The 13,441-nt window shown below is 64.0% G+C and carries 13 protein-coding genes; 10 read left to right on the top strand and 3 right to left on the bottom strand.

Annotated features, from left to right (window positions below; genetic code table 11):
- Positions 1-4 precede the first annotated feature (4 nt).
- The gene (locus tag D3227_RS14580) at positions 5-823 is read right to left on the bottom strand and encodes an N-formylglutamate amidohydrolase (protein ID WP_120014812.1); all 819 of its coding nucleotides are present in this window, start codon (positions 821-823) and stop codon (positions 5-7) included.
- Between the two features lie 147 nt (positions 824-970).
- Between D3227_RS14580 and D3227_RS14575 the strand changes: the two genes are divergently transcribed.
- From D3227_RS14575 to D3227_RS14565, 3 genes are all read left to right on the top strand, one after another.
- On the top strand, positions 971-1,798 hold the full coding sequence (locus tag D3227_RS14575; protein ID WP_120014961.1) for a MurR/RpiR family transcriptional regulator: 828 nt from the start codon (positions 971-973) through the stop codon (positions 1,796-1,798).
- A gap of 170 nt (positions 1,799-1,968) precedes the next feature.
- Complete coding sequence (locus D3227_RS14570) at positions 1,969-3,132, top strand: efflux RND transporter periplasmic adaptor subunit (RefSeq protein WP_120014811.1); 1,164 nt, start codon at positions 1,969-1,971, stop codon at positions 3,130-3,132.
- A complete protein-coding gene (locus D3227_RS14565) occupies positions 3,129-6,260 on the top strand; it encodes an efflux RND transporter permease subunit (RefSeq protein ID WP_120014810.1) in 3,132 nt (1,043 codons plus the stop codon). The genes D3227_RS14570 and D3227_RS14565 overlap by 4 nt, the downstream gene beginning before the upstream one ends.
- A 132-nt stretch (positions 6,261-6,392) precedes the next feature.
- Here D3227_RS14565 and D3227_RS14560 read toward each other — a convergent pair whose 3' ends face one another.
- On the bottom strand, positions 6,393-7,430 hold the full coding sequence (locus D3227_RS14560) for a zinc-binding dehydrogenase (RefSeq protein WP_120014809.1): 1,038 nt from the start codon (positions 7,428-7,430) through the stop codon (positions 6,393-6,395).
- 48 nt (positions 7,431-7,478) lie between these two features.
- On the bottom strand, positions 7,479-8,720 hold the full coding sequence (locus tag D3227_RS14555; protein WP_120014808.1) for an acyl-CoA dehydrogenase family protein: 1,242 nt from the start codon (positions 8,718-8,720) through the stop codon (positions 7,479-7,481).
- Positions 8,721-8,849: 129 nt separating this feature from the next.
- Between D3227_RS14555 and D3227_RS14550 the strand changes: the two genes are divergently transcribed.
- From D3227_RS14550 to D3227_RS14525, 7 genes are all read left to right on the top strand, one after another.
- Positions 8,850-9,665 (top strand): SDR family oxidoreductase, encoded by an 816-nt coding sequence (locus tag D3227_RS14550; RefSeq protein ID WP_120014807.1) that lies wholly within the window; start codon positions 8,850-8,852, stop codon positions 9,663-9,665.
- Positions 9,662-10,189 carry a MaoC family dehydratase gene (locus D3227_RS14545; RefSeq protein ID WP_281034908.1) on the top strand — a complete coding sequence of 176 codons (528 nt, stop codon included), beginning with the start codon at positions 9,662-9,664 and terminating at the stop codon, positions 10,187-10,189. Before D3227_RS14550 ends, D3227_RS14545 begins: the two co-directional genes overlap by 4 nt.
- Positions 10,186-11,226, top strand: a complete 1,041-nt coding sequence (locus tag D3227_RS14540) for a phosphotransferase family protein (protein WP_120014806.1) — start codon at positions 10,186-10,188, stop codon at positions 11,224-11,226. The genes D3227_RS14545 and D3227_RS14540 overlap by 4 nt, the downstream gene beginning before the upstream one ends.
- 19 nt (positions 11,227-11,245) lie before the next feature.
- A complete protein-coding gene (locus tag D3227_RS14535; protein ID WP_120014805.1) occupies positions 11,246-12,022 on the top strand; it encodes an SDR family NAD(P)-dependent oxidoreductase in 777 nt (258 codons plus the stop codon).
- Positions 12,023-12,113: 91 nt separating this feature from the next.
- Positions 12,114-12,758: a TetR/AcrR family transcriptional regulator gene (locus D3227_RS14530; protein ID WP_120014804.1), complete on the top strand. Its 645-nt coding sequence runs from the start codon at positions 12,114-12,116 to the stop codon at positions 12,756-12,758.
- A gap of 45 nt (positions 12,759-12,803) precedes the next feature.
- A complete protein-coding gene (locus D3227_RS41100) occupies positions 12,804-12,983 on the top strand; it encodes a hypothetical protein (RefSeq protein ID WP_147377602.1) in 180 nt (59 codons plus the stop codon).
- Between the two features lie 72 nt (positions 12,984-13,055).
- On the top strand, positions 13,056-13,298 hold the full coding sequence (locus D3227_RS14525) for a DUF680 domain-containing protein (protein ID WP_120014803.1): 243 nt from the start codon (positions 13,056-13,058) through the stop codon (positions 13,296-13,298).
- Positions 13,299-13,441: the final 143 nt, after the last annotated feature.

Here is a 13,441-nt window from a genome sequence, read left to right as displayed (position 1 = left end):
GTTCTTAGCTGGCCGATTGAACTGACTTTCCCACTGCACGCTGTCGGGAGCCCTTGGCCTCCTCGGGCTCCAGATCCAGAAAAATCCCGGTGAGCATATCCGCCCATTTACGCTGCCCGGCCTCGCCGGAAATCTCGTCATTGCGGATTTCGATCATCGCGCAGGCAAGGCCGCGCGAGCGCGCGTGGCGTTCCAACGTGAAATAGACGCGGTCGGCCGGCGAATAGGGTTCGTTAACACCGACGGTGACGCCGGAAAGCCGCTGCAATGCAGCGATCAGCGGGGCCGCCAGCCGGCGATCCTCGTCATGGATGATGCCGATATGCCAAGGTCGATTCTTGCCCTTGTAGACGGGCGTGAAGGAATGCACCGAGACCAGTCGCGTCTCCTGTCCCCGCGCCAGCCTTTTGTCGACAATCTCTGCGATCGCGTCATGGAAGGGCCGCCACGACAAAGCGACACGCTCCGCGCGCTGTTTGTCCGACAGGCCGGCATTGCCGGGAATGAGCGTTGTCTCGCTGACCGGCGGCACCAGGTCGGGTGCGTCGAGTGGGCGGTTGCAGTCGATGACGAGGCGCGAGATGCCGGTTTCGACCAGTGTCGCGTCGAGCGCCTCGGCCATGCGCCGGGCGACCGGCAGCGCGCCGGGATCCCAGGCGATGTGGCGCGAAAGCTCCTCGGCCGGCAGGCCGAGCGTGCCGAATTCGGCCGGCAGGAAATTGGAGGCGTGGTCGCAGGTGAATACGAACGGGCTCGATCCGCCGGGGTTGGTTACCCTTACGGTTTCAGGCGATGCAAGGCTGGCGGGCCGTGCTGTCTCCATAGTCTGCCGTCCCCAGGGGAGCGCTGTATCGTATGTTACGTATTTTGTCTCATTGCGTCCCTGTGGATGATTTCATACAGTTTGTCCGGCTTTGTCAAACGCGATTTCGACGGCGGAGCTAGGTGCGGACAAAGAGTGGGGGAAAACATGATTTCCAGCATTGCCGAACTGATTTCGGACCGCATTGGCACGATGCCGGCCAGCGAGCGTCGCGCCGCACAGACGCTGATCGCAAACTATCCGCTGATCGGCCTGAAGACGGTGGCCGAATTCTCTGCCGCAGCAGGTGTGTCCTCGCCGACGATCCTGCGTTTCGTCGCCCGGCTGGGCTTCCAGAACTATCCCGAATTCCAGTCGGCACTGCAGGACGAACTGGCGGCACAATTGCAGTCGCCGGCTACGAGGACGCTCAACCCGGCCTCATCGGGCGGCGGCGCGGTGTCGCCGATGCTGGAGGCGACGCTCGACAACATGCGCGAGACCTTCAGGCACCTGTCCGACAGGCAGCTTGCCGACATTGCCGCGACACTTGCCCATCGCCGCGGCAAGACTTTCCTGATCGGCGGCCGCTTCACCGATCCGCTGGCGCGCTACATGGCCGCCCACCTCGCCATCGTCCAGCCCGACGTCTACCACCTCGCCGGCCAGGAAGGCATCTGGCGCGACCGGCTGATCGACATGGGCAAGCGTGACGTGCTGGTGATCTTCGACATCCGGCGCTACCAGGACAGCCTGGTGCGTTTCGCCGAAACCGCGCATCAGCGCGGCGTGCACATCGTGCTGTTCACCGACCAGTGGCTGTCGCCGATCGCCCGCTTTGCCCGCCATGTGATTGCCGGCCGCACCGCCGTGCCCTCGGCCTGGGATTCCTCGGCAGCACTTTTCGTCGTCGCCGAAACGCTGATCGGCGCCGTCACGAGGCAACTCGAGACCGATGGCGCCAAGCGCATCCGCGAGTTGGAAAGCCTGCGCTGACCCCACGGCTTTCCTGGCGGTGAGCCCGCCAACGTTATGCAGATTTAATGTGCATGGCAGCGGCAGAATTGCCATAAAGCCATGATATTTTCGTGGCTTCGCACAAACCGGGTGCGTTGCTGCGTTTTATGCTTGGGGAAACCGGTAGACGTTTGCCAACCGGAGTGCCGATGGCCGCCTGGAAACAGATCGTTTTTGCGCTTGTGGTCCTGGTCGCCGCGGCTGCCGCCTGGGTTCGGTTCTTTCCGGGAGCGCCGGAGGTGCTGGCGCGTTGGGGCATCGACTGGGCCTATGCCGCGGCGCCCAATGTGACGACAGGTGCGGTCGACACGACAAGGCAGGCAACCGGTAGCAACGGCGCCGGCCAGCGCGCCACCGTCGTCGCCTTGCCGGCGGGCACAGCCACCATCAACGACCGTCTGCAGGCGATCGGCACCGGCCGCGCCAACGCCTCGGTGACGGTCAATCCCTACAGTTCCGGGCGTCTCGCCGAATTTCTGGTCGCCTCGGGAACCCACGTCGACAAGGGCCAGGTCATCGCCACGCTCGATTCCGACACCGAGGTGATCGCGCAGGACCGCGCCAAGCTCGTTTTACAGGACTCGCAGAACAAACTCGACAGGGTGATATCGCTGCGCGCTTCCAACGCCGCGACACCGGTCGCCGTCGCCGATGCCGAAGTGGTGCTGGCGGTCGCCAAACTGGTACTTCGCGATGCCGAACTTGCCCTGCAGCGCCGCTCGATCGTCGCGCCGATCGCCGGCACCGTCGGCATCCTGCCGATATCAGCCGGCAACTATGTGACCAACCAGTCGGCCATCGCCACCCTTGACGATCGCTCCAGCATTCTGGTCGACTTCCTTGTGCCGGAGCGCTTCGCTGCCGCCGTCAAGGTCGGCACGCAATTGTCGGCAACACCGATCGCCAACCCGGCCCAGGCCTATACCGGAACGGTATCCGCCATCGACAACCACATCGACGAGAACAGCCGCACGCTGCTGGTCAAGGCAACGATCGCCAATCCGGCCGACTCGCTGCGCGCCGGCATGTCCTTCCAGATCAGCATGAAGTTCCCCGGCGATTCCTACCCGGCCGTCAGCCCTTTAGCCATCCAGTGGGGCTCCGATGGAGCCTATGTCTGGGCGGTACAGGACGGCAAGGCGAAACGCGTCGCCGTGCGCATCATCCAGCGCAACACCGAGACCGTGCTGATCGACGCGCCGATCGTCAGCGGCGACATGGTGGTGACCGAGGGCACCCAGAGCGTCAGCGAAGGCGGCGAGGTCCGCATCGCCGGCGAGGAACAGCGCGCCGCCGACGCTGACGGCTCATGACCGGCGCCGCCAACACCGCCAGCGAGACAGGCTTCACCGCGCTGTTCATCCGCCGGCCTGTCATGGCCCTGGTGCTGAACACGCTGATCGCGGTCGCCGGCCTTGCCGCCTTCTACGGCGTCGAGATCCGCGAATTGCCGGATGTCGACCGCCCTGTCATCACCGTCAGCACGGTCTTCGAGGGTGCGGCCGCCGAAACCGTCGACCGCGAGCTGACCGATACGATCGAAGGCGCGGTCGCCCGCGTCTCCGGCGTCAAGTCGATCTCGTCGACCTCGTCCTTCGGCTCGAGCCGCGTCACCATCGAATTCAACGACGGCGTCGACCTCAATGTCGCCGCCTCCGATGTGCGCGATGCCGTCGGCCGTGTCGCCAACCAGATGCCGGAAACCGCGGACCCGCCGCGCATCGTCAAGGCCGACGCCAATTCCGAACCGGTGATGCGGCTGGCGGTCACCTCCGACACCATGTCGGTGCAGGACATGACGGTGATTGTCCAGGACCAGATCGAGGATGAGCTTGCCGCGGTGCCCGGCGTCGCCGATGTCCAGGTCTCCGGTGATCGCGACAAGATCTTCCGCATCGACGTCGACCAGAACAAGCTGGCCAGTCACGGCTTCACCGTCGCCGACCTCAGGGCGGCTTTGGCCTCGGTCGCCTTCGATTCGCCGGCCGGCTCGATTACCACCACCAACCAGGACCTGATCGTGCGCACGACAGCGGACGTGACCACGCCCGACGAGTTCGAAAGCATCATCATCGGCGGCAAGACGCGCATTCGCGACGTCGCCACTGTCACGCTAGGCCCCGACATCGGCCAGACCACATTGCGTTCGGACGGCAAGACCGGCATCGGCCTCGGCATCATCCGCCAGGCGGAATCGAACACGCTGGACATCTCGACCGGCGTCAGGGCCGCCGTCGCCAAGCTGCAGGAAAACCTGCCTCAGGGCATGGCGATCAAGGTCACCAGCGACGACGCCGTCTTCGTCAACGGCGCCGTGCATGAAGTCGAGATCGCGCTTGCCCTGTCGGTCTCGATCGTGCTGATCGTCATCTATGCCTTCCTGCTCGACTGGCGCGCGACGCTCATTCCGGGCCTGTCGATGCCGGTCGCCATGATCGGCACCATCGCCGCGATCTATCTCGCCGGCTTCTCGGTCAACATCCTGACCTTGCTCGCCCTGGTGCTGGCCACCGGCCTTGTCGTCGACGACGCCATCGTCGTGCTCGAAAACATCGTGCGCCGGCGCAACGAAGGCATGGGCCCGCGCGCCGCCGCCGTGCTCGGCGCGCAGGAAGTTTTCTTCGCCGTCATCGCCACCACGCTGACGCTGGTTGCCGTCTTCGTTCCGATCTCATTCCTGCCCGGCCAGACCGGCGGCCTGTTTCGCGAATTCGGCTTCGTGCTTGCAATGTCGGTGCTTTTGTCCTGCGTGGTGGCGCTGACGCTTTGCCCGATGCTCGCTTCGCGCATGCTGTCCAGCGCATCGCTCCACCATGAAGGCAGCAACGGCATCGGCGCCCGCATCGGCGGCGCGCTGAACGCGGCTTACCGGCGCTGCCTGCATGCCTGCCTCGGCGCGCCGTGGATCGTTGTCCTGGTGGCGTTGCTGTTCGCCGCCACTGCCTTCAGCCTGTTCGGCACCATCCGCCAGGAGCTGACGCCGAGTGAGGATCGCGCCGTCGTGCTGTTGCGCATCAGCGCGCCGCAAGGCGTCAGCCTCGATTATACGACGCAGCAGATGCAGAAGATCGAGAAACTGATCCAGCCGCTGCGCGATTCCGGCGAGATCCGCGCCACCTTCGAGAATGCCGGCCAGAACGGCGCCTACAACAACGGCTTCATGGTGATGACGCTGGCGCCGTGGAACGAGCGCACGCGCAGCCAGCGCGAGATCATGACCGAGATCAGCCAGCTGACCCGGCAGGTGCCGAGCGTGCGCGTCTTCCCGGTGCAGCCCAACAGCCTGGGCATCCGTGGCGCCGGCAACGGTCTGCAATTCGCGCTGGTCGGCAATGACCGCAAGGCGCTGGGCGAAGCGGCGGTCAAGGTCGTTGACGAAATGCGCAAGGATCCGGGCTTCCAGTCGCCGCGGCTCTCCGTCGACCCGACGCAACCGCAGCTTGCAGTCGCCATCGACCGCGCGCGCGCCTCTGACCTCGGCATCGACATCACCGGGCTGGCCAACACCTTGCAGGCGATGCTCGACGGCAATGACGTCGTCGACGTCTACATCGCCGACCGCAGCTACGGCGTGAAGCTGGTCTCGACGACCAATCCGATCAACGACCCGACCGATCTGGAAAACATCTTCCTCAAGACGGCCGACGGTCGCTTCGTGCCGATGTCGACCATCGCAACGCTGACCGAACGTGCCGTGCCACCATCGCTGACGCGCGAACAGCAGCAGCCGTCGGTGGCTATCACCTCGAACCTGTCAGGCAATTTCGCGCTCGGCGACGCGCTCAGCCGCGCCGAGGCGATCGCCACGCCGCTGCTGCCGCCCGGCAGCCGCATCCTGCCGCTCGCCGAAGCAGCAACCCTGGGCGAGACCAACAGCGCCATGATCACCATCTTCGGCTTCGCGCTGGTCATCATCCTTTTGGTGCTGGCCGCCCAGTTCGAAAGCTTCGTCAGCGCCATCATCATCATGGCGACGGTGCCGCTCGGCCTTGCCTGCGCGATCTTCGCGCTTCTGCTCTCAGGCACCAGCCTCAACGCCTACAGCCAGATCGGGCTGGTGCTTCTGGTCGGTGTCATGGCCAAGAACGGCATCCTGATCGTCGAGTTCGCCAACCAGCTGCGCGACCGTGGTTTCGGCGTGCGCGAGGCGATCGAGCAGGCCTCGATCATCCGCCTGCGCCCGGTGATGATGACGATGATCTGCACCGTGCTCGGCGGCGTGCCCCTGGTGCTGGCCGCCGGCGCGGGTGCCGAGGCGCGCATCGCGCTCGGCTGGGTGATCGTCGGCGGACTCGGCCTCGCCACCGTCTCCACCCTGTTCCTGACCCCGGTCGCCTATCTCCTGCTCGGCCGCTTCGTGACGCCCAAGACGCACGAGGAAGCACGGCTGAAGCGCGAGCTCGAGGAAGCCGCCTACACAAATGTCGAGCCGGCGGAATGATTAGCGTTCCTCGCCCGTTTACGGGGAGAGGAGACCGGCAGGTAGGTGAGGGGCAGGTGCAAACTTCACCAAGGTGGGCGCTGCCCTTCGGGCCACCTTCTCACCGTAAACGGGGCGAAGGGAAGGCTGCGCCTACGGCTTGATGAATACCTTCCCATTCGGCTTGGCGAGTTCCGCCGGAACCTTCGCCATCGCCTGCGCCAGCGGCACCACCGCCGTCACATCTGTCGACCAGCGCCCATCTGAAAAGCGCTTCTGTGCCTCCATGATCGCCGGGCCGCGCTTGTCGCGGAACTGGCGCATCCATTCGCTCAGCCAAAAACCCTCGATGTGCTTGTGCTGGAAGATCAGTTGGCCGGGCTCGCGGATCACCGTCGTCTCGCCATCGAGCCGTCCGTAGATGATCCAGCGCGAGCGCTTCGGCATGGCGTCGAAGATGGTCGAGGCCAGCGGCCCGGTCACCGCGTCGAGGAAGATGCGCGGTTGCTCGGCCTTGATCACGTCGCGCAAGGCAGTCTTGAAATCCGCCGCCTTCTCGTTGAGCACATGGACCGCGCCGATCTCCTTCAGCAACGCTACCTGCTCGTCGCGGCGCACGGTGACGATCGGCCTGTAGCCTTCCTCCTTGGCAAGCCCAGAAATCAGCTTGCAGAGCTGGCTGGCGCCGGCGGTCATGATGAAGGCTTTTTCGCCTTCCTGCTTGACGATGTCGAACATGGCGAGCGCGGTGAGCGGGTTGACGATCATCGCCGCACCGTCCTCGTCGCGCACCGTGTCGAGCAGCGGGATGCAGACGACGGCCTCGGCGACGGCATATTCCGCCCAGGAGCCCCAATTGGTGACGCCGGTGGCGAAGGCGACGCGCTTGCCGACCAGGTTTTTTGGGTAAGGCTCGTCACCGCTGGCTACGACCGTGCCCACTCCCTCGAAGCCGGCAGGCTGGCCCTTGGCACGCGGCTGGCCGTACTGGCCCTTGATGAAGGCAACATCCGATGGATTGATCGAGGCGAGGCTGACCTTGATCAGCACCTGCGTCGGTCCAGGCGTCGGCACGGCGATTGTGCCCTGCTCTAGATACGGCTCCATCGCCTCCAGCGCGCTAGCAGACGGCGTTCTCGTATAGCCGTCGCCAACGAGCAGCAGCGCCTTCATCTCGGACGGGATGGCCATCGGGGAACTCCTTGCTTGTCGCGCAGTGGTGGTTGGCCAAGCCGCTGCTCAGACCTTTTCCTGCGTGTACTTCTTCAATTCCGTACGCGCCACCTGCCGGCGATGCACGGCGTCCGGCCCATCGGCCAGCCGCAGCGTCCTGAGATGCGTCCATGAGCGCGCCAGCGGCGTATCCTGGCTGATGCCTTGCGCGCCGAACATCTGCACCGCCTCGTCGGTGACCTTGAGCGCAACCCGCGGCGCGATGACCTTGATCTGGCTGATCCAGGGCGCGGCCGCACGCGCATCGCCCTGGTCGATCATCCACGCCGCCTTGAGGCAAAGCAGCCTGGCCATCTCGATCTCCATGCGGCATTCGGCGATGATATCGAAATTGGCGCCGAGCTTGGCCAGGGTCTGGCCGAAGGCCTCGCGCCGCACCGAGCGCTGGCACAGCATCTCCAGCGCCATCTCGGCCTGACCGATGGCGCGCATGCAGTGATGGATGCGGCCCGGCCCGAGCCGCCCCTGCGCGATCTCGAACCCCCTGCCCTCGCCGAGGATGAGGTTTGACGCCGGTACCCGCACATTATCGAACCTGAGATGCATGTGGCCATGCGGCGCATCATCGTCACCATAGACCTGCATGGCCCGCACCTTGGTCACGCCTTTCGTGTCCGACGGCACCAGAATCATCGAATGCCGGCGGTGCTGCGGCTCATCCTCGCCGCCGGTCCTGACCATGACGATATAGATGGCGCAGCGCGGATCGCCGGCACCCGATGCCCACCATTTCTCGCCGTTCAGCACATAGTCGGCGCCGTGCCGCTCGCAGCGCATCGAAATATTGGTGGCGTCGGAGGACGCCACATCGGGCTCGGTCATCAGATAGGCCGAGCGGATCTTGCCGTCGAGCAGCGGTTCCAGCCATTGCTGCTTGTGTTCGGCCGAACCGTAGCGCTCCAGCACCTCCATGTTGCCGGTGTCGGGCGCCGAGCAGTTGAAGGTCTCGGCGCCCAGATGCGTCTTGCCCATCTCTTCGGCGAGATAGGCATATTCGACGGTGGAAAGCCCGTAGCCGCGTTCCGAACCGGTCAGCCAGAAATTCCACAGGCCGCGCTCTTTTGCCGTTTTCTTCGGCCCTTCGAGGATTTCCGTCTGGCGGTCGGTGTAGACCCAGCGGTCGCCGCCCTTGCCGATCTCGGCCAAAAATTCCTCGCCGAGCGGCATGATCTCGTCGCGCACCATCGCCGCGACGCGCGCGTGGATCGGCTTAAGCCGCTCGGTCATGCCCAGATTCATGTCCGACATCGATCTCCGGCCCTCCAACGCGCATCCAGGCCCTTTACCCGTGGCAAGGATGACCGTACTTCGGGTAGCCTTGTCAACGCGAGCCCTTTCGCCCGACCGCGAGACAAAGGGCAAGGCGGAGGAAATGCGATGAGTTACCTGGACGAGCTGTTTTCGGTCGCCGGCAAGACCGCGCTGGTCACCGGGGCCGCGACCGGCATCGGCCGTATGGCGGCGACAGCCCTGGTCAGGGCCGGCACCAGCGTCATGATCGCCTCGCGCAAGGGCGAGGACTGCGTCAAGGTCGCCGCTGAACTGAACGGTCTCGGCGCCTCCGGCCGCGCGGAGGGCTTTGCCGGCGATGTCTCCAGCGAGGCTGGCATTGCGGCTTTAGTCGCCGAAGTGAAGACGCGCACCGAAAAACTGCACATACTGGTCAACAATGCCGGCGTTTCCTGGGGCGCGCCGCTGGAGAGCTTTCCTTATTCGGCCTGGGCCAAGGTGTTCGGCGTCAACGTCACCGCCGTCTTCCACCTGACGCGCGAGCTCTTGCCGCTGCTCGATGCCGCCGCCAGCGACGAGGATCCGGCCCGGGTGATCAATCTGGGCTCGGTCATGGGCACCCAGCCACTGGCCGACGACGCCTATTCCTACACCGCTTCCAAAGCCGCGGTTCACCATCTGACGCGCACGCTGTCGATCGAGTTCGCCGGCCGCCGCATCACCGTCAATGCTTTTGCCCCCGGCCCGTTCCAGAGCCGCATGACCGCTTTCGCCACCGGAACCGAGGAACAGGCGAAACATGTCGGCAACCATGTTCCGATCGGCCGCATCGGCACCCCAGATGACATTGCCGGCGCAACACTTTATTTGTGCAGCCGTGCCGGCAGCTATGTTACCGGCGCCATCCTGCCGATCGACGGCGGGCAGTCGGTGCAGCACGGGCTGAAATTGTTCAAGGAATGACATGTCGGCCGGAGAAGCCGGCGGGCGAAGTGGAGGACATCAGCGTGGAACCGATCAGTCTCGATGTGCTTCTGGCCAGCGTCGGCAAGGAAGTCGGCGTATCGCCATGGCGCGTCGTCACTCAGCGCATGATCGACCAATTCGCCGACGCCACCGACGACCACCAGTTCATCCATTGCGATCCCGAACGCGCCAGGCTGGAGACGCCTTTTGGCGGCACCATCGCACATGGCTTCCTGTCGCTGTCGCTGCTTTCGGCGATGACCTTCGAGACCATGCCGCCGCTCGAAAACAGCAAGATGGGCGTCAACCACGGCTTCGATTCTCTACGCTTCCTGGCGCCGGTGAAGACCGGCGCGCGCATCCGAACCCGTTTCGTGCTGGCCGACGTCAAGGTCCGGCCCTCGGGCTGGGTGCAGACGGCGCATGATGTGGCCATCGAGATCGAGGGCTCGAAGAAGCCGGCGCTGACCGCCCGCTGGCTGACCCTGACGCTGATCGAACGCCAGCCAGAGACGGCATGAGCGATAACGATCCGAACACGCTCGATCAGAAAGCGCTTGCGCCCTATCTCGAAGCGCATATTCCGGGTTTTGCCGGACTTAGCGCGATCGAAAAATTCAAATCCGGGCAATCGAACCCGACCTATCTTTTGACGGCGGCAAGCGGCCGCTATGTATTGCGCGCCAAGCCACCGGGACAGTTGCTGAAATCCGCGCATCAGGTCGACCGCGAATTCAGGGTGATGCAGGCGCTTGCCGGAACAGCTGTGCCGGTGCCCGCCATGCTGCATTTGTCCGGTGAGGACTCGCCTATCGGCCGCATGTTCTATGTCATGGACTTCCTCGACGGTCGCATCTTCTGGGATCCGTCCTTGCCGGAAGCATCGGGCAACGACGAACGCACTGCGATCTACGACGCCATGAATGCAACACTCGCCGCCCTGCATGACGTCGACGTGGAGGCCGTGGGTCTCGGCGACTTCGGCAAGCCCGGCAGCTATTTCGAGCGCCAGTTCGCGCGCTGGACCAGCCAGTACCGCGCTTCCGAAACCGGCGAGGTGGCCGACATGGACCGGCTGATTACCTGGCTGGAGACACATATGCCGGCCGATGACGGCCGTGTCTCGCTGGTGCATGGCGACTACCGTCTGGACAACATGATCTTCGCAACCGGCGAACCCAGGGTGCTGGCGGTGCTTGACTGGGAATTGTCGACGCTCGGCCACCCCTTCGCCGACATCGCCTATCAGTGCATGCAATGGCGCCTGCCGCATGCGTCGGGCTTTCGTGGCCTCGGCGGCATCGACCGCGCGACGCTCGGCTTGCCCTCGGAAGAAGCCTATGTCGACGCCTATTGCAGCCGGCGCGGGCTTGCCGGCATCGGCAACTGGACCTTCTTCCTCGCTTTCTCCTTCTTCCGGCTGGCGGCGATCTGCCAGGGAGTCTACCGGCGCGCGCTGGACGGCAACGCCTCCAATCCGGAAAAGGCGAAAACCTATGGCGAAGCGGTCAGGCTGCTGGCCGGCCTGGCGGTGAAACTGGTCGACAAGAAGACTTGAAAATTGGGAGAGCTGGGCGATGGATCGTTTCGACGGAGCGACGGTGCTGATAACGGGCGCTGCCGGCGGCCTCGGCCGCGGCGCGGCCAAGGGCTTTGCCGCCGAGGGTGCGCGGCTGGTTCTTTCGGATCTGGACGGAAAAGCATTGGCCGCCTTTGCCGAAACGCTGGAAGCCGAGACGGCGATCCTTGCCGGCAACATCGCCGACGAGAAACTGTCGGAAGACCTGGTCACACTGGCGACGGAACGGTTCGGCCGGCTCGACGTCGCTGTCAACAATGCCGGCATCGTCCACGCCTTCGTCCGCCTGCCGCAGGTGGCATCCGACGAAGCGCGCCGGGTGCTCGAGGTCGACCTTCTGGGCGTCTTCTTTGCGATGAAGCACCAGATCCCGCTGATGGAGCGGCAATTCAAGGAGACCGGCAAGGGCGGCACGATCGTCAACATCGCCTCGGTCGCCGGACTTGGCGGCGCACCGAAACTGTCGGTCTATGCCGCCGCCAAGCATGGCGTCGTCGGGCTGACGAAATCGGCGGCCGCCGAATACGCCACCAAGGGGATACGTATAAACGCCGTCTGCCCGGCGCATACACGCACGGCGATGGTCGACGGTTTTGTTCGCGGCAGCGGCGCACCGGAGGCCGAGGCGCTGGCCGAGCTGACGCGGGGCGTGCCTATGAAACGGGTCGCCGAAGTGGACGAGGTCATCACCGCCATCCTGTTCGCTGCCGATCCGACCAATTCCTTCATGACCGGCCATACGCTCGCCGTCGATGGCGGCATTGGCGCGATCTGATGTGACGCCGGGGGAACTTACCCCACCCTTGTCCGTTTTCGTACAGCGTATATAATTTAGTGAGGCAACCAACAACAAAGGCAGGCAGGAATTGCCGCTTAGCGTCCAGAACCGCCGCGAAAGACAGAAGGCCGAACTGCGCTCCGAATTGGTCGAGGCGGCGCACAAGCTTGTGCAGGAAGAAGGCTATGAAGGCCTGACCATCCGCAAGCTGGCCAAGCGCGTCGGCTATGCACCGATGTCAGTCTATTCCTATTTCGCCGACAAGCAGGACATCCTCTTCGCATTGGCCGAGGATGCGTTCGAGACACTTGCCCGCCGCATCGAGGAGCATCCGTCCGACGATCCGATCGAGGCATTGCAGGCGGTCATGACCGAATACGCCGCCTTCGGCCTCGGCAATCCCAATGAATATCGCACCGTCTTCATGACCGAAAAGACCAAGCCGCCGGAAGGCAGGACCTACGCGGAGATGGAAGAGAGCAACCCGGCGATGAAAGCGCTGATTAGCAGAGTCGAGGCCTGCGTTGCCGCCGGCAAGCTCAAGGGCGATCCGCGCGCCATCGCCACCATGCTGTGGGCAGTGGGCCACGGCACAATCTCGCTGCTGATCACCTTTCCGTTCTACCCCTTCGGTGACCCGCAGGCCTTCGTGAAGCGGATGTGCGATTTCACGCTTGCCACGCTCTCGACGCAGGACGTGCCGCCGCTGACCGATACGCCGGTCAACTGCTGATAGGCCTGCAGTCCCACATCGTTTGATCCAGCCGGCGTCTGGAACATGATCCCGAACCGGGATCCGGCTTTTGCTGCGCCGACCTTCGGTTTGGAAAACATCCCGCTCAAACAAAGAGATAGAGCCCATCGCGATTTCATCGGGATGGAGCAGGTTCTTGCCATGCCTTGCGGCATTTTGGCATTTGAAGAAAATTTGTTCGTACGTGTACGATTTCTGACTTGAAGTCCCGATCTCCGACACGTATATGTACGTCGTATCGTACATGTACGAAGAAAATTGAACCGGAGACAAACCATGAAAAAGACAATCCTCACCCTCGCAGCGGTGCTGGCGTTTTCAGGTGCGGCCTTCGCCGGCTCCACCCAGCCGACCAAGCAAGCGCCGGCTACGGCCTGCGTCCATACCAGCGCCAATGTGAAGCTCGATTGCAGCACGACCGGCTCGGTCGACAAGACCGGCGCGACCAAGACCGACGCCGCCAAGGGCCCGCGTCTCGGCATCGAGATCAACCCCTGGATCGTGCCCAGCACGTTCTAAGGCTTGTTGAGATTCAGGATTGAACGAAGCCGCTGACGCGGCATTTTGTGGGTCGGTTTGCGTGTGAGGCTTCTGTTTTGAAGGATTGCGGCTGTTGAAGCGCAATCTTGAGAACAGGAGCAATGAGATGGCCGAGTTGAGCC

This window comes from Mesorhizobium waimense (genome assembly GCF_003601975.1).
GTDB lineage: Bacteria > Pseudomonadota > Alphaproteobacteria > Rhizobiales > Rhizobiaceae > Mesorhizobium > Mesorhizobium waimense.
Note: the sequence above shows the minus strand (reverse complement) of the source record. Positions and strands in the feature narration are given on the sequence as shown.

Excerpts from the sequence above, each read along its gene's own strand:
- D3227_RS14580 (WP_120014812.1), bottom strand. The coding sequence starts at position 823 with ATGGAGACAGCACGGCCCGCCAGCCTTGCATCGCCTGAAACCGTAAGG.
- D3227_RS14575 (WP_120014961.1), top strand. The coding sequence starts at position 971 with ATGATTTCCAGCATTGCCGAACTGATTTCGGACCGCATTGGCACGATG.
- D3227_RS14570 (WP_120014811.1), top strand. The coding sequence starts at position 1,969 with ATGGCCGCCTGGAAACAGATCGTTTTTGCGCTTGTGGTCCTGGTCGCC.
- D3227_RS14565 (WP_120014810.1), top strand. The coding sequence starts at position 3,129 with ATGACCGGCGCCGCCAACACCGCCAGCGAGACAGGCTTCACCGCGCTG.
- D3227_RS14560 (WP_120014809.1), bottom strand. The coding sequence starts at position 7,430 with ATGGCCATCCCGTCCGAGATGAAGGCGCTGCTGCTCGTTGGCGACGGC.
- D3227_RS14555 (WP_120014808.1), bottom strand. The coding sequence starts at position 8,720 with ATGTCGGACATGAATCTGGGCATGACCGAGCGGCTTAAGCCGATCCAC.
- D3227_RS14550 (WP_120014807.1), top strand. The coding sequence starts at position 8,850 with ATGAGTTACCTGGACGAGCTGTTTTCGGTCGCCGGCAAGACCGCGCTG.
- D3227_RS14545 (WP_281034908.1), top strand. The coding sequence starts at position 9,662 with ATGACATGTCGGCCGGAGAAGCCGGCGGGCGAAGTGGAGGACATCAGC.
- D3227_RS14540 (WP_120014806.1), top strand. The coding sequence starts at position 10,186 with ATGAGCGATAACGATCCGAACACGCTCGATCAGAAAGCGCTTGCGCCC.
- D3227_RS14535 (WP_120014805.1), top strand. The coding sequence starts at position 11,246 with ATGGATCGTTTCGACGGAGCGACGGTGCTGATAACGGGCGCTGCCGGC.
- D3227_RS41100 (WP_147377602.1), top strand. The coding sequence starts at position 12,804 with ATGATCCCGAACCGGGATCCGGCTTTTGCTGCGCCGACCTTCGGTTTG.
- D3227_RS14525 (WP_120014803.1), top strand. The coding sequence starts at position 13,056 with ATGAAAAAGACAATCCTCACCCTCGCAGCGGTGCTGGCGTTTTCAGGT.